General features: G+C 46.1%; 20 protein-coding genes. 11 read left to right on the forward strand and 9 right to left on the reverse strand.

All coding sequences use genetic code 11. The features are described 5' to 3' along the window. Window positions 1–7: 7 nt before the first annotated feature. Entirely contained in the window at window positions 8–1,207 is a 1,200-nt protein-coding gene (locus HWX64_RS15170) for an iron-containing alcohol dehydrogenase (protein WP_175990371.1), read from the reverse strand. 235 nt (window positions 1,208–1,442) lie between these two features. Here HWX64_RS15170 and HWX64_RS15175 point away from each other — a divergent pair, with 235 nt between their 5' ends. Then, window positions 1,443–1,634: a hypothetical protein gene (locus HWX64_RS15175; protein ID WP_175990372.1), complete on the forward strand. Its 192-nt coding sequence runs from the start codon at window positions 1,443–1,445 to the stop codon at window positions 1,632–1,634. A 112-nt stretch (window positions 1,635–1,746) separates the two neighbouring features. Next, window positions 1,747–2,193 carry a DUF4385 domain-containing protein gene (locus tag HWX64_RS15180; protein WP_175990373.1) on the forward strand — a complete coding sequence of 149 codons (447 nt, stop codon included), beginning with the start codon at window positions 1,747–1,749 and terminating at the stop codon, window positions 2,191–2,193. A gap of 49 nt (window positions 2,194–2,242) precedes the next feature. Here HWX64_RS15180 and HWX64_RS15185 read toward each other — a convergent pair whose 3' ends face one another. Next, a complete protein-coding gene (locus tag HWX64_RS15185; protein ID WP_175990374.1) occupies window positions 2,243–2,434 on the reverse strand; it encodes a hypothetical protein in 192 nt (63 codons plus the stop codon). A gap of 355 nt (window positions 2,435–2,789) precedes the next feature. Here HWX64_RS15185 and HWX64_RS15190 point away from each other — a divergent pair, with 355 nt between their 5' ends. Next, window positions 2,790–3,770 (forward strand): nuclease-related domain-containing protein, encoded by a 981-nt coding sequence (locus HWX64_RS15190; protein ID WP_175990375.1) that lies wholly within the window; start codon window positions 2,790–2,792, stop codon window positions 3,768–3,770. A gap of 131 nt (window positions 3,771–3,901) precedes the next feature. On the opposite strand, the gene HWX64_RS15195 is transcribed toward HWX64_RS15190, so the two are convergent. Continuing rightward, window positions 3,902–6,970 carry an efflux RND transporter permease subunit gene (locus tag HWX64_RS15195; RefSeq protein WP_175990376.1) on the reverse strand — a complete coding sequence of 1,023 codons (3,069 nt, stop codon included), beginning with the start codon at window positions 6,968–6,970 and terminating at the stop codon, window positions 3,902–3,904. A gap of 269 nt (window positions 6,971–7,239) precedes the next feature. Between HWX64_RS15195 and HWX64_RS15200 the strand changes: the two genes are divergently transcribed. Beyond that, window positions 7,240–8,115 carry a TetR/AcrR family transcriptional regulator gene (locus tag HWX64_RS15200; protein WP_175990377.1) on the forward strand — a complete coding sequence of 292 codons (876 nt, stop codon included), beginning with the start codon at window positions 7,240–7,242 and terminating at the stop codon, window positions 8,113–8,115. A 23-nt stretch (window positions 8,116–8,138) separates the two neighbouring features. Here HWX64_RS15200 and HWX64_RS15205 read toward each other — a convergent pair whose 3' ends face one another. Beyond that, window positions 8,139–8,510, reverse strand: a complete 372-nt coding sequence (locus HWX64_RS15205; protein WP_175990378.1) for a cbb3-type cytochrome c oxidase subunit I — start codon at window positions 8,508–8,510, stop codon at window positions 8,139–8,141. A gap of 251 nt (window positions 8,511–8,761) precedes the next feature. On the opposite strand from HWX64_RS15205, the gene HWX64_RS15210 reads away from it, so the two are divergent. Then, window positions 8,762–9,631, forward strand: coding sequence for a cation diffusion facilitator family transporter (locus HWX64_RS15210; RefSeq protein WP_175990379.1), 870 nt, complete (start codon window positions 8,762–8,764; stop codon window positions 9,629–9,631). 58 nt (window positions 9,632–9,689) lie between these two features. On the opposite strand, the gene guaC is transcribed toward HWX64_RS15210, so the two are convergent. Both guaC and HWX64_RS15220 read right to left on the reverse strand, forming a co-directional pair. Beyond that, entirely contained in the window at window positions 9,690–10,673 is a 984-nt protein-coding gene (gene guaC, locus HWX64_RS15215; RefSeq protein WP_175990380.1) for a GMP reductase, read from the reverse strand. 161 nt (window positions 10,674–10,834) lie between these two features. After that, entirely contained in the window at window positions 10,835–11,269 is a 435-nt protein-coding gene (locus HWX64_RS15220) for a MarR family winged helix-turn-helix transcriptional regulator (RefSeq protein WP_175990381.1), read from the reverse strand. A 181-nt stretch (window positions 11,270–11,450) separates the two neighbouring features. Between HWX64_RS15220 and HWX64_RS15225 the strand changes: the two genes are divergently transcribed. After that, on the forward strand, window positions 11,451–12,653 hold the full coding sequence (locus tag HWX64_RS15225) for an MFS transporter (RefSeq protein ID WP_175990382.1): 1,203 nt from the start codon (window positions 11,451–11,453) through the stop codon (window positions 12,651–12,653). 103 nt (window positions 12,654–12,756) lie between these two features. On the opposite strand, the gene HWX64_RS15230 is transcribed toward HWX64_RS15225, so the two are convergent. Further along, window positions 12,757–13,962 (reverse strand): MFS transporter, encoded by a 1,206-nt coding sequence (locus HWX64_RS15230; protein ID WP_175990383.1) that lies wholly within the window; start codon window positions 13,960–13,962, stop codon window positions 12,757–12,759. A 399-nt stretch (window positions 13,963–14,361) separates the two neighbouring features. Between HWX64_RS15230 and HWX64_RS15235 the strand changes: the two genes are divergently transcribed. From HWX64_RS15235 to HWX64_RS15255, 5 genes are read left to right on the forward strand one after another with little or no spacing between them, the layout of a single operon-like run. Further along, window positions 14,362–15,711: an aspartate aminotransferase family protein gene (locus HWX64_RS15235; protein WP_175990384.1), complete on the forward strand. Its 1,350-nt coding sequence runs from the start codon at window positions 14,362–14,364 to the stop codon at window positions 15,709–15,711. A gap of 5 nt (window positions 15,712–15,716) precedes the next feature. Beyond that, window positions 15,717–17,243, forward strand: a complete 1,527-nt coding sequence (locus HWX64_RS15240; RefSeq protein ID WP_254871165.1) for an aspartate aminotransferase family protein — start codon at window positions 15,717–15,719, stop codon at window positions 17,241–17,243. Further along, window positions 17,236–19,032, forward strand: coding sequence for an IucA/IucC family siderophore biosynthesis protein (locus tag HWX64_RS15245; RefSeq protein WP_175990385.1), 1,797 nt, complete (start codon window positions 17,236–17,238; stop codon window positions 19,030–19,032). The genes HWX64_RS15240 and HWX64_RS15245 overlap by 8 nt, the downstream gene beginning before the upstream one ends. A 16-nt stretch (window positions 19,033–19,048) precedes the next feature. Further along, window positions 19,049–19,579 carry a GNAT family N-acetyltransferase gene (locus tag HWX64_RS15250; RefSeq protein ID WP_175990752.1) on the forward strand — a complete coding sequence of 177 codons (531 nt, stop codon included), beginning with the start codon at window positions 19,049–19,051 and terminating at the stop codon, window positions 19,577–19,579. After that, complete coding sequence (locus HWX64_RS15255) at window positions 19,576–20,916, forward strand: lysine N(6)-hydroxylase/L-ornithine N(5)-oxygenase family protein (RefSeq protein ID WP_175990386.1); 1,341 nt, start codon at window positions 19,576–19,578, stop codon at window positions 20,914–20,916. Before HWX64_RS15250 ends, HWX64_RS15255 begins: the two co-directional genes overlap by 4 nt. Before the next feature lie 421 nt (window positions 20,917–21,337). On the opposite strand, the gene HWX64_RS15260 is transcribed toward HWX64_RS15255, so the two are convergent. Continuing rightward, window positions 21,338–22,294: an IS3 family transposase gene (locus tag HWX64_RS15260; RefSeq protein ID WP_175989736.1), complete on the reverse strand. Its 957-nt coding sequence runs from the start codon at window positions 22,292–22,294 to the stop codon at window positions 21,338–21,340. After that, a complete protein-coding gene (locus HWX64_RS15265; protein ID WP_175986392.1) occupies window positions 22,291–22,611 on the reverse strand; it encodes a transposase in 321 nt (106 codons plus the stop codon). Before HWX64_RS15265 ends, HWX64_RS15260 begins: the two co-directional genes overlap by 4 nt. Window positions 22,612–22,871: the final 260 nt, after the last annotated feature.

Genomic DNA, 22,871 nt, shown 5'->3' on the forward strand with positions numbered 1-22,871 from the left:
TGTATTTTTATTGCTTTATTAAAAAATAGAGCTTTGATAAGTCGGTATCAGACAGGATCTTCGGCACCGGATAGAACGGATTCGCTTCCGTCAGTGCCCGCTTCACCATCAGCGGGATATCGCTTTCGGAAATGCCGTCCACTTTGGCCGGGATCTTCATGTCCGTGTTGAGCTTCTTGATCGCAGAAATGAAAGCCGCCGCTTTTTCGCCTGCCGTATCGGATGGTGAACCGATACCTGCTGCATCGGCTAATTCCGCAAGAGGCTGGTGAACCGACTCCCCGTAGTAATCGAGTACATAAGGGAGGATGACGGCATTCGCTAGCCCGTGGGGAACCGAATAGAATCCGCCGAGGGTATGGGCGATGGCATGGACATATCCGACGTAAGCACGGGTGAACGCCACGCCTGCCAGATAGGAGGCTTTCTGCATATTTCTCCGGGCCTCGATGTTCTCACCGTTTGAATAGGCTTCGTAAAGATTGCTGAATATCAGCTTCACGGCCTGTTTACTGCACTCCATTGTCTCACGGGTCCTGCTCCTGCCGATGTACGACTCGACTGCATGCGTCAATGCATCCATTCCAGTCGTCGATGTGATGTGGGGCGGAAGTTTTACCGTAAGCTGGGGATCGAGCACCGCAATTTGCGGAATCAGCGATAAGTCGTTAATTGCATATTTTTCATGGGTATCCGGATTTGAAATCACTGCGGCAATCGTTGCTTCGCTTCCCGTTCCGGCAGTTGTCGGGACGGCTGCGAGGAGAGGGAGATTCCTTCTTACTTTCAGCTGTCCCTTCATTTCCGCTATGGTCTTTTCGGGTCTTGCAACCCTTGCCCCCACAGCTTTGGCGCAATCGATCGGCGATCCTCCGCCGATCGCGATGATCCCATCACACTTGTTGTCGTGGTACATTTTCAAGGCGTCTTCGATATTATCAATCGTCGGATTCGGGACGGTTTTATCATAAACAGTGTATTGAATGTTGCTACTATTCAACCCCTCGAGGAGTCCGTTCATCAATCCGAGGGAAGAGATCCCTTCATCGGTAACGATCAGGATGCTCGAAATCCCGCTTTCTTTTAAGGCAGCCGGCAATTGGGTAAGGCTGTTTTCCCCTTCGATCAGCCGGGGTTTACGCCACGGCAGGAAATATAAAGCGCCCCGGTATGCGGTTTGATAGGCCCTGCAATACATTTTGTACATGACAATCCCTCTCTCTTTTTAAAATTGATATCATTTAAGGCCGGTCTAAGGGTGTCGATGTCTCTTCTAATATGTATTTGTGTTTTAAGCAGTTTATAAGTAACTTACAGATTTTTCTACTCTTCATCTATGATTCTATCAAGCATTCATGTGGGCTGCCAGCGAAATTTTGTATAATCCCCAAAGGTTGTTATAATGGTACTTCATCGATAGGCTAAAAAGGAGTTGAAAACCCTTGAAATATATACGTTCTCAAATGAAACGGCTGATGAAAGATGAAAAAGAACTGCAGGACCGGTTAAAGAAACTGATGGATGAGCAGGGCTTGGAGAGAAGTTTTGCCATGAAGGCACTGTACCATTCCGAAGTGGCGGACGGCGGTAAGTATCAGGCGAAGTACCAAGCGCTGGATGAGCCGAAAAAGTAGTTTTTTTGAAATCAAAGACCTGTATAGAGTGGTTCTATACAGGTCTTTTGCAGTTTTGAAGGGGTTAAGCACGGAACCCCCGGGGTAAACAAGATGAAAAAAGGATGATACGATGCCATTCGATTATTCATTGGACTTTGATTCCGTCGACTTCAGGGAGAACCCTGAGTTGTACCGGGTCGGCCGGGGAGAGCAGGGGGTCCTACTCGTTGAACCTTATAAAAGTGAAATCCTTCTGCACTGGCGATTTAAAACACCGGATATTGCAGCTGAATCTTCCAAAAAAATTTATGATATGTTCCTTCAATATAAAGAGAAGGACGACTTCGTCGGGATGGACATGGCCAGGAAATTCCTTCAAATGGGATATACCAGAGCCCGGCGCTATGCGAATTATAAAGGCGGCCGGAAATATGATGGAGACGGCGATGTGAAGGAGAGGCAGATTGATTCGGAGAAAGCTGAATCCGCCGCCATTTTTGAAGAGAAATGGAAGCTGGCAAGGGAAGATGAAGACTATCTCAAGATGAAGCGGGAGCATCAGAAGAAGTATGGATAAAGAAGTAAAGGCTGGTCCCTTAGGAATATCAAGGGACCGGCCTTTGTCATTATGACCTCCTGCTGTCGATCAGGTGGAGGACCCCTTTGAGAATGAGAACGATCGAGAATAATAGAATGGCCAATACCCCAATGACATCGGCAATCGGGTTAATCGGCTCCAAAAATCCTGTCAGCGGCACCCGGAGCAGGGCAAACCCTGAAAGAATGCCTAAAAAAAATAACCAAATTGAATGACTCATTTGAATTCACTCCTTTCTCATGATTAATTTATTCGGGAGGGGTGAAAGGGTTTATGAAAGGGGGCTTTGGGATTGGATACAGTCACCATTTTTAGAGGTTGAGAAAAAAATGTAGCTTGTCATATAGTTATTTTGTTATAATTTGGTAAGTGACGGAATTAATTCTGAAATTAAAAGATTATAAGCCGAAACTCGAAGGTTAGCGAGGAACACTCGAAGATTTTTACCCAAAACTGAAAGATACACAGGCATTCCCGAAAGATTCCTTCTCCCGCCTCCTGAAAACCCCGAATAAAACTTCAATTTCCCGTCTTAACCTCCGTCAAACTACCTCATTTACAAAAGGAGTGGTCAATTGATCAAGAAAATGCCCTGCGCCCCAATCAAAATCTTTATGTTATATGCCTTACTGAGAAGAATCCTCCCAAATCACCCTTTGAGAAAAGAGATTGCAGCAGAATTAAGAAAGCTTGAAGCAGGATACAAAGGGGAGTTGTCCCTAAATTATCATTTAAGCTTTTTGCCCGATAAAGAATACTTGATTTTATTTGATCTCCGCCTTTCTTATAAAACATTTTTCTTTCAAATTGATACTCTTATCCTGCATACTAACTTCATTCTCATTTCGGAAGTGAAGAACATAGCCGGGGAAATCTATATCGATACGGATTTCAATCAAATGATCAGGACCAGACATGAAATTTCTGAGGTATTCCCCGATCCAATCCTTCAGGCGTATAAACAAAAAGAGGGGCTGGAGAACTGGCTGACATCAAAGGTTTTTCCCACTTTTCCGATTGAATATCGAGTCGTTCTCACCAACTCCCACACACTCATTAAAAATACTTCTAAAAATCAACTCGTACTGGATAAGCTGATTCGCAGCGAAAGGCTTGTCTACGAAATTAAAAAACTGACCGCTAAATATCCGAAGCCTGTGGTGACTCAAAAAGCGCTGAACCGGATTGCAAACCGTCTCATGAAATTCCATGATCCCCTGAAGCCGGATGTCCTCGCACAATTTCAGTTTTCACCATCCGATATTCTGCCAGGCGTTTATTGCAGTGAGTGTCAATCCCTTTCGATGGAAAGGGTCCAGGGTAACTGGTGGTGTCCAACTTGCCGGTTAAAGAAAAAGGATGCTCATATCGAAGCTTTGAAGGACTATGCACTGCTCGTCGACACGACCATCTCGAATAAAGAAATGAGACACTTCACCAACCTGCAATCCCTTTCCACTGCAGCCAGGGTGCTGTCACAAATGAATCTACCCTCGACCGGGACGACTAGGAATCGGCGATATTCCCTCGACCCCTTAATAAAGAATTCGTATTAAATTTCTTGGCCAAGTCAATATCATCACACAAAAACCAACCCTTCAACGCATAAAAAAACGCCCTTCACTGCATCAACGCAGTGAGGGACGGGCTTTTAGCGATTTAAAGAGATGAGGGACGGGCCTTCAAATCAGTTTGCAGCTCGTTCTCTTTTCTTATGTCGGAATCGATCAAATACTAGGTAAAGCATCGGCACGATCATCAGTGTAAGGATGACCGAGAATGCGATTCCGGAAATGATGGTAACGGCAAGCGGTGTGAAGAGGGCATCTCCGCTGACCGCCACCGGGATCAAAGCGACGATCGATGTGATGGCAGTCAGGACGATCGGGCGTAATCTTGCACGGCCGGCTTCGACGACTGCTTCTTTTACATGCATGCCGTCCTTCAATCGCTGCTCGATGAATTCGATCAGCACAATCGAGTTCCGGACGACTATCCCCGTCAGTGAAACCATCCCCATGACGGCAAGGAAGCTGATTGGTGTCTGTGTGACGAATAATCCGAGTATGGCTCCGGCAATGGCCAGATAAACGGCAACCAGTACAAGGAAAGGCATGGATAGCGAGTTGAATTGCAGTGCAATCAGCAGGTAAACAAGGAAGATCACAATCGTGAACAAGATGGTGATTTCCGAGAAGAAGCTGTCCTGCGCTTCGTTTTCTCCGCCGAGAGTCACGCTGTATTCAGCTCCAAGGTCTTTCCCCGCGCCATCCACGATCTCTTGGACTTTTTCCTCATAACCTTCCTCATTCTCAGGGAATGCACGGATTGTAATGGCGCGTTCACCGTCGACATGAGGGATCTGCTGGATTTCTTCTTTCGTTTCGACAGTCACCAGTTCATCCAACGAGACAAGTTCAGGTGGTCCCGCAGGGGTCTGGCCGCCAGCAGCCGGTAATTCCAAGGAAGAAAGATCGACTTCCCCTTCATTGCCGTCCAGAACAAGATTCATGTCGCGCTTGGTGACGCCGTTATCAAAAGCCTTCAAAGGGATTCCTTCAGTCGCCAGGCGAATCTGTTCACTGATTTGATTAACGGTGATCCCGTTTTCCTCCATAGCTTCCCGGTCAGGGATATACTCAAGCACTGGGGAGAGTTCCCCGACATTATCAACGACAAGATTCGTTTCCAGGTTTCCGATAGCGTCCTTCAGTGAATCCCTCAATTCAAGCAATTTCTCCATTTCAGGGCCCGACACGGTAACCGTTACAGGTGCTCCGGCCGGCGGTCCCTGCTCAATCGTTTCCATGAAAAGTACAGCATCAGGGAATTCGCTGCGGAGCTTTTCGGTCCACTCCTCAATCAAGCCTTGGGCCGTCTGATTTTCCCTGTCGACGCGCGCTACGATCTGGCCGGTGTGTTCCCCCGAATTTTGAAGGGAGCTGTTGAATAGATTCGGCAGCCCTGTTCCGGCGAATACGCTTGTTTCATAGACGCCTTTATCGGTTTTCAGTCGATCTTCCATTTCAGCAAGCGTATCTGAGGTTTCCTCAAGCGTCGTTCCGATCGGAAGAGTGACGTCAATCGTCACTTCCTCGCGGTCGGCAGATGGGAAGAACTCAAATGGTGTAAAGGCGATCAGACCGAAGATAGCGGTCGTGAACACAAGTCCCAGAGAGGCTGTCAGGAAAGGCTTCTTGGAAAACCTTTTTAAAATGACATCTGCGTAGAAATCTGCAAACTTATCAAGCGGCTTCCCGATCAAGCCTGGTGAATCCGAGATTTGTTTCTTCGTTTTACTGTACAGCATGTAACGGAGCACAGGTACAAATACCAGTGCAGCCAGCGTCGACGCAAGAATCGTCGTAATCAAAACGGTCGGAAGCGCCCGGATGAAGGCTCCGTTTCCGCCTGATAAAAAGACGAGCGGCAGGAACGTAAACACGATGGCAAGGGAAGACGTTAGAATGGACACCCACATTTCCTTCACACCGTTGACTGCACCTGTCAGGGCATTGTCCCCGAGTTTATAGCGGCGCTGGATATTGTCATTCATGACGATCGAGTCATCAACAAGGATACCCAGTGCGATAATGGCCCCGATGACCGAAATCTGGTTGAGGTCCACGCCTGCATAAGGAAGTGGGATCAACCCGGCCAGGACGGAAATCGGAATCGCCAAGGCGACTACGAAAACCCCGGAACCTGTAAGTCCTATGGCAGTGGTGACGATGACTGCCAGCACAGAAATCGCCAGGGAAGTGAACAACCCTTTGAATATATCCGTTACCAGGCTGGCCTGTGAATAATAAGGTACTAGCTCCACGTCTTCGGGAAGATTAGCGCAGAGTTCATCCACTTTGTCGCTGACCCGCTCGTCGACAGAAGGGATATCTTCCCCTTGCTTGACGAAAGCGGTAAACGATACAGCAGGCTTTCCTTCGAATGTGATGATATCTTCTGCGTCTTTAGGTGAGATTTTCACATCGGCAATGTCCCCGAGTAACACGGACTCACCGCCAGTATTCTTTCCGACAAAGACCTCTTTCATTTCGTCGATGGTCGTGTAGTGCTCGACCGTCAGCTGGACGACTTCATTATCGATCGTTTCTTTTCCGAGAGGGGCAGGGTAGTATTCATCATTAATCGCCTTCATGACATTGGACACATTCAGTCCGGATTCTTTTAAGTCTTGAAGGTTAAGTTCGATGAGTATCTGCTCCTCCGGCAGCCCTTTTACGGTAACCCCCGAAACGCCTGATAATTCTTCTACTTCCGTTTTCCAGCGGTCAATCTCATCTTTGATGTCTTGCAGGCTCTCACGGTTCTCGCTCGTGAGTTGATAAGAAACAATTGGCATCTTCACCGTTGATTCGTTGATCTCAGGGTCGAATGCCTCTTCTGGGAACGATGCGGAAGCATCTGAAACAGCCTGCCGCACATCGCTGAACACTTCTTTTTTGTCTTTGCCATCTTCGACCTCTACAATGATAGTAGAGAATCCGGCAGCAGATGACGAACTCAGCTCCTTGATCCCATCAATGGACTGAAGTGAATTCTCGATCGGATTCGTGACGGTCCGTTCCACCGTGCCAACGGTTGCTCCCGGATAAACGGTTGAAACCGTCCCGATATTCACTTCTGTTTCAGGTATTTCTCTTTGAGGCAGTTGAAAAAATGTGAAAATCCCGATAATGGCAAACAGCAGGACAAAAATCAATGTGATCTTTGAACGCTTCAAGATTGCTTGAATCATGAAAATCCCTCCTATTCCGATGTTTGACTCATTAGTCAAATGGAAATTTTGAAATGTTTTGATGTACTGATATAATAGCTTTTAATCGATTTGACTCATAAGTCATTTTTTCATGATTGGGTTTTTAAGTCAAGAAATAATGTGCTTTTCGTTGATGGAGGATTTGACGGGGAGGAACTATGATAAAATGGGTTTGTACAATCTCAATGCTGCACCATTAAAAAGTAAAATAGATATTCTGAACTTCAGATAGAAGACAGGTGATAAATATGAATAAACGTAAAGCAATACTGGAAGCGGCTGTCGACCTGTTTGCAGAACAAGGCTACAACCAAACCTCGATGCAGCAGATCGCTGACAGCATCGGTATATCCAAGGGTTCTCTGTACTCATTTTTCCAATCCAAGGAAGATTTAATCATCTCCATCTATGAACATTATCAGCAGCTTGTCTTCGAACGGGCGTTTGTGGTTGGATTGGACGGGAAGATGCCTCCGGAAGACCGATTGGCTAAACAGTTTCAAGTACAGTTTGAGGGGATCCTGGAATACAAATCCTATATGAGGATGCATATGAGGGGGGAAACCGCCAAGAACAGCGAAAAGCTTGCCGCAATGGAGCACAGGATGAGGGGCCGGCTATTCAGCTGGATGCAGCATAATCTCCAGCGGTTGTATGGAGATAAGATCGAGCCATATAAGTGGGATTTGATGTGGATGACCCAATCCATCTATTCATCCTATATGATGCTCCTGATTTCAACGGAAAGTGAGCTGAAGCCTGAAGATCTCGGAAAGCATATCGTCAGACAGATCATGATCCTTGCTGCTGACTTCTTCGAAGGGAAGAGCAGACCTCTCCTTAATGATGACATGATGAAGCCATTCTCTGTCGACATGGATCGTGAAGGGGCATTTATTTCATTTGAAAAAAGGGAAGAAGCCTGGACGAATCTGTATGATAAGATCCATTCACTGAAAAGTGAGGAAGCCGGGGAATATGTAAGCATTGCCGATAGGATTTCCGAAGAATGCCGGAAATCGAAACCTGATGAGTTGATCATCAAAGGGATGTTGAGGCTGCTTGAAGATGCAGAAGAATTAAAAAAAGAAGTAAAAGAATTGGAAAAACAGCTGCTGCCTTAGCATCAATGGGCAGCAGCTGTTTTTTATTCACCCTTTAATTTCGTCAATACATTGTATCCGAATAATAACACAGCCAGCGTCGTCAGGACTCCTCCTGCCGCAATCACCGGGATGATGCTTTCGTTGCCGGATGAAATGAGGATGAATAGTCCGATCATCATAAGCGGGAGACTGATATTATGGAGCCAAAAATGAGCTTTTGCAAGCTTTGTCTGAGACACAGCCGGGAATAAATGATAGATGATACCTGCCAAAGTAAGAGCTGTCCAGCCCAGAAGATTGATATGAGCGTGAACCGGTGTGAAGCTGTAATCATGTGTCATCGACATATACAACCCGAATAACACGCCGATCATAAAATAAACAACCGAAATCTTGATCAGTCTGATGCCCATTGTTATCCCTCCATTTCTAGAAAAAATATATGAATCAATTGGTTGGGATAGAACTATATTAATAGTTCTTAAGTCACCCTTAAGTCACGTCAGGTAATGAATTACTGAAATCTTTCTGCACCAATTTAATTTCCTTTATGCAACTTTTTTTACTTTAAGGGAGATAGATGGGAATGGGTAAAAAGGTTTCTATAGACCCACTCGCATGCCTCTTGATAAAATGTTCAGGCAGTGTTTGGAGGTTGGGCTCAATGGATGATAAACGATATTCGCATTTAAAATTGGGTGAACGCGGTGCGATCATCAGCATCATTGCGTATATTCTCTTATCCATATTAAAGCTGGTGATCGGGCATGTGAGCGGGTCGGAAGCATTGAGAGCGGATGGCTTGAATAATACGACTGATATATTGGCTTCCATAGCCGTGCTGATCGGGTTGAGATTATCTCAAAAGCCGGCCGATGATGACCATCTCTACGGTCATTGGAAATCTGAAATGGTTGCTTCGATGGTCGCGTCGTTCATCATGGCAGTCGTCGGAATCGAAGTGTTGAGCGGGGCAGTCTTGTCACTGTTCGAAGGGCAGTCGCACCCCCCTGAAATGATCGCTGCATGGACAGGTATCTTTTCAGCATTGGTGATGTATCTGGTATACCGTTATAATAAAAAACTTGCAATGAAAATCAAAAGTCATTCGGTCATGGCAGCGTCAAAAGACAATCTTTCCGATTCGTGGGTCAGTATCGGAACGGTGGTAGGAGTCATCGGTTCTCAGTTCAATCTGCCCTGGCTCGATCCCCTTACTGCCTTAATCGTGGGTATCCTCATATGCAAAACAGCCTGGGGAATTTTCCGTGAAGCCTCACACCAATTGACGGATGGCTTTAATCAAGAACTGATCAAAGAATACATAGAAACGATCGGCATGATTCCAGGCGTCGAGGGGGTCAAAGACATCAAGGCAAGGAGCTACGGAAACAACATTGTCGTCGACGTCGTCATCACCGTAGACCAGGGATTGAACATCAACGAGGCACATGACATCTCCACAAAAGTAGAGAAACGACTGGAAAAAGAGTATGAAATCTATGACGTCCACGTCCATGTGGAACCGGATTGACTTTACCCCATTAACGCAGCGAGGGACGGGCCTTTAAAGGCCCGTCCCTCGTTTGATATTAATAGACTTTATCCCCATTGAAGATGGAGTTCTTTACGACAACATAGTCAACGTGGCGGATGGCATCAAGATTTGTTCCTCCTGCGTAGGAGATGGAGGATTGAAGATCCTGTTCCATTTCAACCAGCGTATCTTCCAGTGAACCTTTATGTTCAACGAACATTTTCTTTCCTTCGACATTTTTCTTTTCGCCTTTTTGGAATTCGGACGCTGAACCGAAGTATTCTTTGAAAAGCTTGCCGTCTTTTTCGAATGTTTCACCAGGAGACTCTTCGTGTCCTGCAAATAATGAACCGATCATGACCATGGACGCACCGAATCGGATGGATTTCGCAACATCACCGTGTGTACGGATTCCACCGTCTGCGATGATCGGCTTGGATGCCGCTTTGGCACACCAGCGAAGTGCTGCCAGCTGCCATCCGCCCGTACCGAATCCGGTTTTGATTTTCGTGATGCATACTTTACCAGGCCCGATGCCGACCTTAGTCGCGTCCGCACCCGCATGCTCCAGCTCTCGGACCGCTTCGGGAGTCCCGACGTTTCCGGCGATCACGAAGCTTTCTGGAAGGTGTTGTTTGATATGCTGGATCATATTGATCACGGCATTGGAGTGCCCGTGTGCAATGTCGATTGTAATATATTCAGGTGTTAGCTTCTCTTCGGCCAGCTGCTCCACAAAAGTGTATTCTTCCTCTTTCACACCCACACTGATGGAAGCGTATAAGCCCCGCGAGTTCATATCTTTTATAAAATCAATTCTTTTACCCGGTTGAAAACGGTGCATGATATAGAAATAATTATTTTCCGCCAAGTAAGCGGCGATCTTTTCATCGATGATCGTCTGCATGTTTGCAGGAACAACAGGAAGTTTAAAGGATCGGCCGCCAAGCGTAATGGACGTATCACATTCCGAACGGCTGTTCACCACACATTTTGCAGGAATTAATTGAATATCTTCGTAATCAAATACATTTTCCATGAATAACACTCCTAAAAACGAATATTAAATCTTTGTTTATTTAAAAATGTTCGTTCCTATCGTAATATACAACATTTGTTATCAGGGTGTCAAAGATTATTTTCTGAAATTTTTTACCTAAATAAAAAACGGGCCTGCTGTAAGCAAGTCCGTTTTCTAGTTCATGATCTTTCAATATTTTCATTAATTTTCTTAAGGACATTTCTGTAAACGTTCAGGTCTTTTTCTGAAATACCGGTAAGGATTTTCTCCTCCCATAGCCCTTCGATGACTGGGGATAGTTCTTCTTTGACCGCGGTTCCTTTATCGGTAATGAACAGGATGAACGAACGGCGGTCCTCTTTATTTTTTTCCTTGGTTATCAGTTCTTTGCGCTCAAGGATATCAAGGATTCTCGTGACGGTTGGCTGATCCTTTTCAGCTTTTTCCGCCAATTCCTTTTGATTGATCCCGTCATTTTCAGAAAGCCGCTTCAGAACGGTCCACTGTTCGGGAGTGATATCGAAGTTCTTAATGTTCACTGATAAGAAACGGATGATGTTCTTAACCGTATTACTGGTAAAAAGACCGATCGATTCATCACGTGTATCATGCATACTGGATCACCTACTACAAATTTTGTCTACTTCCATCATACTATAAAAGTCACTGGAATTGAGAACGATTTCATTTTATTTGTTATGACAAGTATATTTACTTTTCTGCTTGCTGTATATATAATTAGTGTAACAACTAATTTACGAAACATACATGGAAGCTTAAAGAAAGGGGATATACATGAAAGATACAACGAACAGCATCTGGACAAAGCCTTTTCTGATGGCTTTATCAAATAACTTTTTCGTCTTTTTAGTATTCTATTCGCTGCTTACCGTATTGCCTGTCTACGTCATTGATGAGCTTCGGGGAAGTGAAGCACAGGCCGGCCTTGTGACCACGATGTTTTTATTGTCGGCGATCATCGTCCGGCCATTTTCAGGGAAGATCATCGATAGACTGGGGAAAAAGAAAACCTTGATGATATCAGTGTTTCTCTTCGGGGCTTCTTCCTTCTTTTATTTTCTGACAAGCGACTTCTATCTCTTAATGGGATTGCGTTTCTTCCACGGAATCTGGTTCAGCTTCGCTTCGACCGTTTTAGTCGCGATTGCAGCAGACATGATTCCAGAACATCGAAAGGGGGAAGGGATGGGCTACTTTGCGATGTCGATGAATCTTGCCGTTGTAGCCGGTCCATTCCTTTCTTTGGCACTGGTTCAATTCATCCCTTTTTCTGCGCTGTTTCTGCTTCTGGCGGGCATGATGGTGATCGCATTCATCTTGACGTTCGGCATTCAAAAGGCCGAAGCGGCTGCTTTCTTGCCGAAAGCTGCCAAGCGGTTGACAGTGAAGGATCTGATTGAAGTGAGGGCGATACCAATTGCATCTGTCGGGTTCCTGACTGCATTCGCCTACTCGGGCATCATGTCGTTCATTTCCGTCTATGCGAAATCGGTCGGCCTTTTTGAATCAGTGAGTCTTTTTTTCGTCGTGTTTGCGGCAGCCATGCTGTTATCAAGACCGTATACAGGAAGGTTATTTGATCATAAGGGACCGGACTCGGTCATTTATCCGTCCTTATTTATCTTCGCGGCCGGTCTCATCATCTTGAGTGTCACGCATACCACCATCATTCTGCTGCTCGCAGGTGCGATGATCGGACTGGGATACGGCGCTCTCCTGCCGAGCTATCAGACGATGGCGATCCAGTCTGCGGCCAGGGAAAGAACCAGTCACTCAACATCCACATTCTTTATTTTCTATGACCTTGGAATCGCGGCCGGTTCCGTCATTCTTGGAATGATTTCCGCAGGACTTGGTTTTACTAGTCTTTATCTGATGTCGAGTGTCGTTGTTCTGGTGACGATCTTTATTTATAAAATTGTCTCAGGTCACTCTCATAACAAACAGTCACGTAACGCAGAAGTCGTGGAACAATAAAAAATCTGCCCCGTACCGGTTATTTGAACCGATGGGGCAGATTTTTTTATTTGTGCAAGTCTTAAGTCTTTGCTTTCCTCGCAGGAAGCGTGACAATAACATATCAGCTTGCCTGCTCAGCCAGCACGGTATTTTTCAGCTGGCGATATCTTGAATAAAAAAGTCCGGTCATGATCAGGGATAGACATCCAAATAGAACCGTCATGATCTGTAAGCCGACCAGGTCCAAGAGTAGTCCCGTAATGAGCAATACAACCTGGAAAATCAAGCGGTCCAGCATGTTCCGGAATGAGAAGAAGCGTCCGTGGAATTCCTTGGGCATCCTGGTTTGGAAAATGGTCGCGGCCGTCGGGAAGAAGCATCCTACCGCAAATCCGAATATGGCAAACGAAACAACCGACATCACAGGGTTGACTGCAAAATAAAGCAGAAGCTGGGAGACCCCGATGACAAATGAAAAGAAGAACAGTATTCTATATGGCGACATCATTTCCCCCATTTTCTTTACAAAAAACGCACCCGTCATAAAAGCAATTCCTTCTGCCGTATAAATCCACCCTTTGATCGCAGAACTGGCCTGAAGCTCGCTGATATTAATCACCATGAGATTAAACCCGCCGATGAACAGCAGCGGGACCAGCGTCAAGATCAGGGTCATCAATACAATGGGCAGGCCCTTGATGATAGGGAAGACCTCTTTGAAACTGGTACCTTTCGCTTTTTGACCTTTGACGGCAGGTGAAAGTGATTCTTCATCAATGGACAAGAACCATGTGAGTATAAACAATGCGATATACGCTGCCAGCGACAATACATAAAGCATCGATAAAGAAAGCACGACCAGGAGAATGCCTGCAAGTGCAGTCCCGAGGATCCTTGAAAGTGTGGCTACATTCATATGCACGCCATTCATCTGCAATAAATCTTTCTCCTTGACCACCAGGGGGATGGCAGCTTGAAGTGCGGGAAAATAAAAGGCTGCCGAGACTTGAATGCTCACAAGGAATACAATCATCCACAAAACAGAACTTGTTTCAATCGCAATCAGCATGAAAATGACACTCAGTGCCCGGGTGAAACCAGAGACCAGCATCACCTTTTTCTTTTTAACCTGATCGGTCAACCTCCCTGCAAGGGGACCGACAGCGAGTCCGGCAAGAAGACCGGAAGCGAGAATCAGTGACTTAAGAAAATCGGACGGCACCTTTTCCTGCATAAACTCCAGATTCCCGATGATTCCCAGCCAAAGCCCCAGGCCGGCCACAAATTCCCCTATCAATAAAATCCAAACATTTTTGTTTTTCCACATGTTGTGCAGCTCCTCATCACGTTCTAAATTATTTCGGTACCCTAAATATACTACGAAGTGAGATGGTTTGAAATAGTTTTATCACAGTGTATTTTTTCTCAACATCATTTAATTACTGTGGGTCAATTTTCCCTTTTTACACAAAAGTGTATGGATGGATTGTTGAATGGAAATTCACGAAATAGGCTGTAATATTCTCATTCCAGCCTTCTCCAAAAGCTGCTGTCATCACATCTGAAGACCATCTGAGTTCAATGAAATGAATATATGACAAATGAACCAAGGTGGCTGCTAGTTGTTGAGAACGGTTATCAATTAACCATTGACACTGATAATCATTATCAATTACTATGACGAAGAAAGCAATTACGGAAACAACCAATGAAAGGGAGATGACGAATGACAGTTCAAACCTTGACTTCAAATAAAGAATTACTAAGCCAGCAGGAGAAACGTGAATCGAATGCAAGATCCTACCCGAGAAGGATCCCTCTTGCCATCAGCGAGGCAGAAGGTATCCATGTGACCGATATGGAAGGCAGGAAATATTACGACTGCCTGGCAGGTGCCGGCACATTGGCGCTCGGACATAATCACCCAGCGGTTATCGAAGCGATGGAAGGAGTGATCCGTGATAAACGCCCATTACATACATTAGATCTTACAACCCCGGTAAAAGAAGAATTCGTAAATGAGCTATTCGCTTCCCTGCCTGAAGGATTCCGCGACCGTGCAAAAGTACAATTCTGCGGGCCGACCGGGGGAGATGCGATCGAAGCTGCACTGAAATTGGTCAAAACGGCAACCGGAAGACAAAGCATCCTGACCTTCCAGGGAGGGTACCACGGTGCCACGCACGGAACGATGGCAATCTCGGGGAACCTGGGTCCGAAGAAAAAGGTGGGAGGGCTCATGCCTGACACGCATTTCCTGCCGTACCCTTACACGTACCGCTGTCCGTTCGGTGTAGGGGGAGAAGAAAGCCACCGCATCTCGGCACGCTATATCGAGAACCTGCTTGATGACCCTGAAAGCGGGGTCCTGCCGCCGGCTGCGATGATCTTCGAGACCGTACAGGGCGAAGGCGGTTCGGTTCCGGCACCGATCGAGTGGCTGAAGGAAATGAGACGGATCACGGAGGAAAGAGGCATTCCTCTCATCATCGACGAAGTGCAGACGGGAATCGGACGGACAGGGAAACTATTCTCGTTCGAACATGCAGGAATCGTCCCGGATGTATTCGTCCTCTCGAAAGCGATCGGAGGCAGTCTCCCGTTATCAGTGGTCGTGTATGACAAAGACCTGGACTGCTGGGAACCGGGAGCGCATATCGGGACGTTCCGCGGCAACCAGATGGCAATGGCAGCGGGTACGGCAACTTTGAAATATATCAAGGAACATGACCTGGCTCAGCATGCTGACAAAATGGGACAAAGACTCCTCCAGTCGTTATCCGGAGTTCAAAGCGAATTTCCTGAAATCGGGGACGTGAGGGGAAGAGGCTTGATGATCGGCGTTGAAATGGTGGACCCATCCCTCCCGCAGTCAACATCGGGAAGCCACCCGGCAAATCCTGAGCTTGCAAGCAGAATCCAGCAGGAGTGCTTCAAGCGCGGCTTGATCCTTGAAGTGGGGGGCAGACATGGAGCAGTCGTCCGATTCCTTCCTCCGCTCATCATCACAGAAGAGCAATTGGATGAAATCTTCGCCATCTTCAAAGAAGCCGTCTCGGCTTCCGTAGTGAGGTAGGCCTTATGAGTACAGGCATAATGCTTAAAAATAAAAAGACGGCGTTTGACTCTTTCTTCCTCCATCAGGGGGAAGAAGGGCTGGCCGCTTTTGAAAAAGGAATGGAACAAGTCAGAAATAAACTGAAAGAAGTTTACAGCGATACCGAACAGCCTTTCATTGGAAAGACCTCGGCTGAAATCGAAAAGGAAATTGCCGGGATCATGAATTTTTCAAGTGAAGGCCTCCCGCTTCAGGAAGTCCTGGATGATATCGAGGGTCCCGTCCTGAGGAACAGCCTTCATATCTCACATGAAAAGAGCATGGCCCATCTGCATTGTCCGCCGCTTCTCCCGGGGATCATCGGTGAATGCATCATCGGTACTTTGAATCAGTCCATGGACTCCTGGGATCAGAGCACGGCCGCTACCTATGTAGAAGAAGGAATGGTGGAATGGCTGAAAGAAACGATGGGTTACCCTGAAAAGTCAGACGGTGTGTTCACAAGCGGCGGTACACAATCGAACTACATGGGGCTGCTGCTTGCCAGGGATTCATTCTGCCATATCCAATGGTGCCATAACGTACAAAAGCAGGGATTGCCGCCTGAATTTCATCGGCTGCGCATCCTTTGTTCGGAAGATGCCCATTTTACCGTGAAGAAGTCAGCCTCCCAGCTCGGTCTGGGAGACCAGGCTGTCATCACGGTGAAAACGGACGAACACCATCGCATGTGCATGAAGGATGTACAAGCTGTACTGAAGAGGCTGGAGGAAGACGGCATGCTGCCGTTCGCCATCGTCGCTACATGCGGTACCACTGATTTCGGAAGCATCGATCCATTGCCGGAACTCGCTTCCCTCGCAGAGGAAAAAGGCCTCTGGTTCCATGTGGACGCAGCGTTCGGGGGAGGATTGCTCCTGAGCCATTCTCACCGCGATAAGCTTGAAGACCTTGAAAAAGCAGACTCGATGGCCATCGATTTTCATAAATTATTTTATCAGCCTGTCAGCTGCGGGGCGTTCATGGTCAAGGACCGCAGGCATTTTGGATTCCTGTCCCATCACGCGGATTATCTAAATCCCGAGAAAGATGAAGATGATGGGATCGTGAATCTGGTAACGAAATCAACCTCAACAACCAGGAGGTTCGATGCCTTGAAGCTGTATCTTTCGCTCAAGACAGTGGGGATCGAAACCTTTGGCAAAATGATCGACCGGACCATGGAGCTTGCCCGCTATACGGCAGGATATCTTGAAGGTCTTAGCAACATCGACCTCAAAAATAAACATCCTGAAATCAACACCATCATCTTCAGGTATAAGCCGGAGACTGAAATCGGCATCGACCTTGATTTACTGAACAGGGCGATACAGCAGTCGCTTCTGCATGAAGGAAGAGGAGTCATCGCAAAGACAAGCGTAGATGGAGAAACCTTTCTGAAGCTGACTCTCCTGAATCCCAGAACAAGTGAAGAAGATATCCACGAGCTGATGGATGAAATAGATAAGACTGCAACTCAATTATTGAACGGAGGTTTGGCCGGTGTATGACACGAAGCAACTAGCGGAGAACGCGACGATACAAAGCTTTTTGAATTGTTATTTAAGGGAGACGGGGAATTTTGAAGAAGCTCCACAGTATGAGGGTCATCCTTTATTCAATACGGCAGGAGTGGAAAAAGTAATCATCTCCAAACTGGTCCTTCAGAAAATCGAATTAGTCGCCGGGATGACATACTGGTCTGATACAGACCGCCATTTATTCGCTTTCCCGATCTACTACCGTACCGCTGGAAGCGAAGACCTGCAGCCGATCGACTATATCACGCTTACTTCGCTCATCGTAAAAGAATTTTTATTGGATAAAAGCTTCACGGGAGCCGAGGATGAACTCGTTTACCGTGTCATCCTGAGCTGCCGCAACATCAAAACATACCTGGAGGACCGGGTGGAAGACGCAGAGTCACTTAAAGATGAAGACTTTGAATTCATTAAAGCGGAGCAGTCCCTATTATTCGGGCACCTGCTTCATCCGACCCCGAAAAGCAAACAGGGTCTGACGGAAACGGAGGATGCGGCTTATTCTCCAGAGCGTAAGGGAGAGTTCCAGCTTCACTATTTTGCAGCGGAGAAATCACTGGTTCTCCAAGATTCCAGCCGTCCGCAGTCTGCTGCTTCAATTATTTTCGAAGAATTGCAGAATGACAGCGAAGTCGATCAGGACTGGCTCGAAGAAATCATGAAAAAAGATGAAAAAATACTGCTCCCGGTTCATCCGCTCCAAGTGAAGGAATTAATGGAGAAGCCTGAAGTGCAAACGAGGCTAGCGGATGGTTCGCTTCAGTATGTAGGTCCCGCCGGCAAGACGTTTACGGGCACTTCATCATTCAGAAGTGTGTACAGCAAAGACTCTAAATATATGTATAAATTCTCTGTACCTGTCAAAATCACAAACTCCCTTCGCATCAACCAGGCGAAGGAACTTGCAAGGGGAGTGGAGGTTTCGAGACTTCTGGAGACTGAGGTTGGGCAAAGTATCAAGAAGAATTTTCCCAACTTTCGGATATTAGAAGATCCGGCTTACCTGAATCTTGTGTCGGAGACTGAACTCTCAGGCTTTGAAGTGGTGATCCGCGACAATCCTTTCTATGAAAATAGCAAAAATGTCAGCCTGGTTGCAGGGCTGTGCCAAGACCATGCCTTCGGGGGGGAACCAAGGCTCTTTTCGATCATCAAAGGGATCGCCGGCCGTGAAAACCGTTCGGTGGAAGAAGTGAGCATCGACTGGTTCAACCGTTACCTGGATCTGACACTCGACCCGATGATCTGGCTGTTTAACACCTATGGAATCGCGCTTGAGGCCCATCAGCAGAACTCGGTCATCAAGCTCGGGGGCGGCTACCCTGAAACCTTCTATTACCGCGACAACCAGGGATACTACTACAGTGAATCGAAGGCGGATAAATTGATGGAGCTGCTGCCTGAACTCAGTACAATGAGCGATACGATCTGTGCTGATGACGTAGCGGAAGAGCGCCTGAGATATTACTTCTTCTTCAATCACCTGTTCGGTCTCATCAACGGCTTTGGAGTCAGCGGTTTGATCAAGGAAGGGGAGCTGATCAGGGTCTTGAAGGAACGGCTGCAGAAGCATGAAGAAACAATGCCTTCCGATCTATTGAGCAGCCTGCTGTATCAGCCGGTTCTTCCGTGCAAAGCCAATCTGCTGACCCGTTTTTATGACATGGATGAGCTTGTCGGACCGATGGAATCGCAGTCCGTCTATACGATGGTGAAGAACCCGATTGCGGGAGAGGTGGAGATCCTCCATGCGCTATGAGTTTTATGACGAAGAAATCGGAAGAAAGATTTCTTTTAGAAAAGTGGAGTTCGAGCGGGATGTGGACATGATTCACACCTGGATGACGGAGGACCATGTCCATCCGTTCTGGAATCTCAACATACCTATTGATAAGTTCAGGGAACATTTGAAAAAAGCATTGAACGATGATCATCATACTCTTTTTATCGGGTGTTTGGATGATGTTCCGATGAGTTACTGGGAGGCCTACTGGGTCAAGGGGGATGTGCTTGAAAAGATGTATGGCGCCGCTCCCCATGACCAGGGCGTCCATCTCTTGATCGGTGATAAAGAATTTTTAGGAAAAGGATATTCATTGCCGCTGTTAAGGGAGATGGTCCGGTTTCAATTCCAGGATGAACGCACTGAAAAAGTCATGGCGGAACCGGACATCCGGAATGAAAAAATGATCCATGTGTTTAAGAAATGCGGTTTTGAACCGAATGGCTCTGTAGAACTGCCCGATAAAACCGGACTGCTCATGACATGTGAGCGGGGAGAATTCGAAAAGAGGTGGACCCCATGAATGAAAATGAAATCTATGACGTGATCGGCATCGGGATCGGGCCCTTCAACTTAGGATTGGCAGCCTTGCTTGATGAAGTGCCGGATATGAAGGCACTGTTTCTGGAAAAGAAAACGGAATTCAATTGGCATCCCGGGATGCTGATCGACGGGACGACCCTGCAGGTGCCGTTTTTCGCGGACCTGGTGTCGATGGCCGATGTCAGGAGCAAATACAGCTTCCTGAATTATTTACAGGCTCACAACCGTTTGTATCATTTTTATTTTCTTGAGAAATTCCATATACCGAGAAAAGAATACAACCATTATTGCCGCTGGGTCTCCGATCAGCTGCCGCAGTGCCGGTTTGGGATGGAAGTGGAACGGGTTGAACCCCTAGCGCTGGAAGACGGCGGGAACGGATATGAGGTATGGGTTTGGAATGACGCGGCGCGTAATGAAGAGCGGTTCGTGACGCGCCAACTCGTGATGGGGATCGGATCGGTTCCTTCTGTACCGGAGTGCTTCAAGGAACATTTAGGAAGCAGTGTCTTCCATACCTCTGAGTACTTGGAGAAAAAAGACATCTGCAAAGGGGCACGGTCGGTGACGGTCATCGGCTCAGGACAGAGCGCCGCTGAAGTATTCCTGGATGTGGCAAAAGAACAGGAGAACCACGGCTTCACCTTGAACTGGTTCACCCGTTCCAAGGGATTCTTCCCGATGGAGTATTCAAAGCTCGGCCTTGAATACTTTTCACCCGATTACACAGATTTCTTTTACAGCCTCCCGCAGGAGAAGAAGGACGTCCTCCTTAAGGATCAGGACCTCCTTTATAAAGGGATCAGCGCGGACACGATCGCGGAAATCTATGACTATTTGTACGAGCGCTCGATCGGAAGTGAATACCCTCCGATTGAGCTGCAGGCAATGACGGAAATCACCGGTCTTGAAGCAAGCGGCCGCGGATACTCGCTCAGCGGGCGTCACCAAGTAAAAGAAGAGGGATTCACACAAGAGACCGATGTCATCATCTTCGGGACAGGATACAAAACAGCAGTGCCGTCGTTTCTGTCAGGGATAAAGGATGACCTGGCATATGATGGCGCCGGCAGATTCAAGATCACGAAGGATTACCGCCTGGAGACACTCTTCGGAGATGGAGGCAGCATCTTCGTTCAAAACGGGGAGATGCACACCCATGGTGTCGGGGCACCGGACCTTGGACTCGGCGCACACCGGAATGCAGTCATCATCAATCAATTAGCCGGGAGGGAAGTATATCCGGTGCAGACGAAGAATGTGTTTCAGAGATTTGGAGTGGAGGAACGGGCCGCGGCGGGCGTTCCAAGCATGTAAGGAAGACGCCGGTGGGAGTGGCGGACTTGGATTGGGTAAGCTCCTGCGTGTTTTGTTAATAAATGTGTAGATTTACTAATAAGTGTGCGTTTTCGATTGCAATAAAAAATTTTCAATAAAAGGCTTCGCCGTTTCAATAATAAAAAGTTGATTTTCAATAATAAATCTTTTGATTTCGATAATAAAAGTTCCGTTTTCGATAATAAAGCCTTTTGAGTTTAAGGCAGGTAAGTTCAAATTTGAAGATTTCAGTGGGAAATACGTTTTTATAGTGGAAAATGAATGAATTTCGGTTTAACCCCCTAAGTTTGGACACATACTCCACTTTTCTTAGGGTTACTTAGTTTTTCATCTTTCTACCGCGCTTTCGCTTGCTGGCCTCAATGTTTTCAAACAGGAAACCTGTTCAAAAACATTGAGGTCACATGGTTAATGTGATTGGTTTTACTTGATTGTCCATATATTTCTCAAAATACTCTTTTGGTGAATAGTCCATCAAACTGCCGTGATATCGTTCTTCATTGTAAAACTGGATATAATTATCGACCTTTTTATAAGCATGTTCAAAGTTTATAAACTCATTTCTTTGATAACACTCTCGTTCCAGTACACTATGAAAAGACTCAATATAAGCATTCATATTAGGTGACTTCGGTGGGATCCTTTCGTGCTCAATCACGATTTGTTCCTTACAAAAATCCTGAAAATGATGACTACAGAATTGTGGACCGTTATCAGTCCTGATAATTAGTTTAGTGGAGTTATCAGCTATTTGATCTTCAGAGTCGGGGATATGAATATTTCGTTTCATAATAGCCTTCTGAAGCATTTTGGTGATATGTTTGGCTTCGCACACAGTACCTCTGTAATGACCTACGATCGTACGATCGTAGACATCAATAGCACTAGCCAGGAAGAAATAACGCCTTGAAGAAAGCACATACCCATACTTAATATCTAGCTGCCATAACTGATTAGGACCATTAACAGAACGGTTTCTAGCTAGTTTTCTAGGATATTTTGGGTTCTTTTCTCTTTGAGGCATCAAGATATCTAGCTCTTTACACAATCTGTAGACTTTCTTTTTATTAATGATTAGTTTGTATTTTTTTCTTAAGGCCCTTGTCAGCTTACGGTACCCATATACAGCTGATTCACCATCAATCAATTTCATTAAGTACTTCTTTATTAAAGAATCTTTAACTCTCTTTCCTTTGGTGTTCATGGAGAATCCAGGGATTGGTCTTCCCCCCGTGGTTTCCCGTTTCACAGTGGGGTTAGAAACCCTATAGTAATACGTTGAACGTCCTACGGAAGCAATCTTTAAAACACGTTTGGCAGGAAAACCAGCCTGGATCCATTCATGGGCAAAGGCTATTCGCTCGGAAAGTCCGGAAACTTTTTTTTTAGCATTTCTCTAAGCATCGTAACTTCAAGTTCCTTCTCACCGAGTAATTTCATGGCATGATCGTATTTCTTCTGGATATCACTTTCAGAAGAAGACTTGGATAGAGGAGTTACACCCTCTTTTTCCATCTCAGCTTCAATCTCATCACGATACTGCTTTACCCAATTACTAAGAGTGGACTGATTGACTCCTGTTTTCCTAGCGATAAAAGCCATATTACCTGATTCCAGCGCCATGCGAACGTATTGTTTTTTCACTTCTTCCATTGGTCCATTTCGTTTACTCATTTTGGCTCCTCCTTTGATACTTCTATCTTAATATCTATAGAAGTAGGTGTCCAAAAGAGTAAAGGGGCTAAATAGATTTTATAGCGAGTAAGACGAAAAACATGTTTTTCCTATAGAAAATACTCAAATTTCACTGTTTTTGACGCTGGATTCTATAATGGGTCAACACAAGACACAGACTCCCGCGGAATGCGAAGTCCTGCACGTAAACCAACAACAGTGATAAACATACAATCTCACTTTTAAAACAGCAACTAAAA

Origin of the sequence: Bacillus sp. Marseille-Q1617, assembly GCF_903645295.1 — a bacterium.
GTDB lineage: Bacteria > Bacillota > Bacilli > Bacillales > Bacillaceae_B > Rossellomorea.

What these genes read in the sequence shown, in the direction of transcription:
- HWX64_RS15170 (WP_175990371.1), bottom strand. Translation starts at nt 1,207, where the DNA reads ATGTACAAAATGTATTGCAGGGCCTATCAAACCGCATACCGGGGCGCT.
- HWX64_RS15195 (WP_175990376.1), bottom strand. Translation starts at nt 6,970, where the DNA reads ATGATTCAAGCAATCTTGAAGCGTTCAAAGATCACATTGATTTTTGTC.
- HWX64_RS15200 (WP_175990377.1), top strand. Translation starts at nt 7,240, where the DNA reads ATGAATAAACGTAAAGCAATACTGGAAGCGGCTGTCGACCTGTTTGCA.
- HWX64_RS15180 (WP_175990373.1), top strand. Translation starts at nt 1,747, where the DNA reads ATGCCATTCGATTATTCATTGGACTTTGATTCCGTCGACTTCAGGGAG.
- HWX64_RS15220 (WP_175990381.1), bottom strand. Translation starts at nt 11,269, where the DNA reads ATGCATGATACACGTGATGAATCGATCGGTCTTTTTACCAGTAATACG.
- HWX64_RS15240 (WP_254871165.1), top strand. Translation starts at nt 15,717, where the DNA reads ATGAGTACAGGCATAATGCTTAAAAATAAAAAGACGGCGTTTGACTCT.
- HWX64_RS15185 (WP_175990374.1), bottom strand. Translation starts at nt 2,434, where the DNA reads ATGAGTCATTCAATTTGGTTATTTTTTTTAGGCATTCTTTCAGGGTTT.
- HWX64_RS15255 (WP_175990386.1), top strand. Translation starts at nt 19,576, where the DNA reads ATGAATGAAAATGAAATCTATGACGTGATCGGCATCGGGATCGGGCCC.
- HWX64_RS15230 (WP_175990383.1), bottom strand. Translation starts at nt 13,962, where the DNA reads ATGTGGAAAAACAAAAATGTTTGGATTTTATTGATAGGGGAATTTGTG.
- HWX64_RS15235 (WP_175990384.1), top strand. Translation starts at nt 14,362, where the DNA reads ATGACAGTTCAAACCTTGACTTCAAATAAAGAATTACTAAGCCAGCAG.
- guaC (WP_175990380.1), bottom strand. Translation starts at nt 10,673, where the DNA reads ATGGAAAATGTATTTGATTACGAAGATATTCAATTAATTCCTGCAAAA.
- HWX64_RS15210 (WP_175990379.1), top strand. Translation starts at nt 8,762, where the DNA reads ATGGATGATAAACGATATTCGCATTTAAAATTGGGTGAACGCGGTGCG.
- HWX64_RS15225 (WP_175990382.1), top strand. Translation starts at nt 11,451, where the DNA reads ATGAAAGATACAACGAACAGCATCTGGACAAAGCCTTTTCTGATGGCT.
- HWX64_RS15205 (WP_175990378.1), bottom strand. Translation starts at nt 8,510, where the DNA reads ATGGGCATCAGACTGATCAAGATTTCGGTTGTTTATTTTATGATCGGC.
- HWX64_RS15265 (WP_175986392.1), bottom strand. Translation starts at nt 22,611, where the DNA reads ATGAGTAAACGAAATGGACCAATGGAAGAAGTGAAAAAACAATACGTT.